This window comes from Mesorhizobium sp. M4B.F.Ca.ET.089.01.1.1, assembly GCF_004022605.1.
GTDB classification, from domain to species: domain Bacteria; phylum Pseudomonadota; class Alphaproteobacteria; order Rhizobiales; family Rhizobiaceae; genus Mesorhizobium; species Mesorhizobium abyssinicae.
In genome coordinates, this window is record NZ_RZOS01000932.1 from 1 (window position 1) to 988 (window position 988).

Consider the following 988-nt stretch of genomic DNA (forward strand, 5'->3'; position numbering starts at 1 on the left):
CCATAGCGAGGCCCACATCGGTATCGCCGATGAAGCACTGCCCGACCAAACGCCGATACCGGTCCTGGTCGATGATATCGCAACGGACATGCTGTCCGTCGATCATCTTTCGAAGGTAACTGCGAGCAATGACACCGCAACGCCAGGTCTGGCCGTCCTTCAAGCCGGTCTGGTCGAGTTCGCATGCATCGATCGCAGCAATCCGAATGCGCTGCTGACGGATACTGATCGTGTCGCCGTCGATTACCCGCGCCTGGCCGGACCATGCCGACGGCTCGGCCGCCGCATCCATGCACCAGATTGCGGCCACGGCCGCCAATATCGTTCGAAATCTCAATTCAGTACCTCCATGGAATTACGGGCTGCCAGCCCGAAAATCGAGCGGGCAAGATGAAGCTCGCCGGCTGTGGCGCGGTCCGTCATGGCCCGCAAGTAGCCGCCCGGCGATTTAACTTCCTGCCGGTCGTATTTCTGCAGCGTCACCGCGATTGCGACCGCTGCTTGCTGCTCGCCCATCTGTTCGACGGCGCGGCGGCGCGCATCATCGGAAATGCCCGTCAGGCGGCACATTTGCGGCACGAGCCGCGCCAGATCGGCCCAACTGCGGGGCAGGGCAAAGCCGTAGGCCTTTAAGGCCGGTATTGCCCGCACCAGGTCATGCAATGCCACTACCGCCTGCGGCTGGCTCTTTCGCCCGTTGACTTGGCGCAGGCCGCCCCCCAGGCTTCGTTCATAAGCCCTCTTGCTGGCGGAGCCAGCCTCTAGCAAATGAAGTTGTTCGGCGTCAGCCGAACGCCGATTATCATTACTCTCTTCAAGAGGATCAGGGTTTGTAGTCTGTTTGTGCATGCCGTTTTCGACATACGTGCATGTCGAATTTTCTGCTTCCGACGCAGATTCTGAACGGCGTGGAAGCTGCATCAGGCGCTCCACAAACCAGTCGAAAAGTGCCGAGGCACGCCGGAGAAGGGCGCTCGGTGCCTTGGAG

Annotated in this window: 2 protein-coding genes; both read right to left on the reverse strand. The window is 60.6% G+C overall.

The annotated features are described in order from the left end of the window. A partial coding sequence (locus EN780_RS35125) for a thermonuclease family protein (protein ID WP_133372902.1) occupies nt 1–292 on the reverse strand: 292 nt, incomplete at its 3' end. A 41-nt stretch (nt 293–333) separates the two neighbouring features. Beyond that, the coding region (gene repC / locus EN780_RS35130) for a replication initiation protein RepC (RefSeq protein ID WP_245500226.1) at nt 334–988 on the reverse strand (655 nt) is incomplete at its 5' end.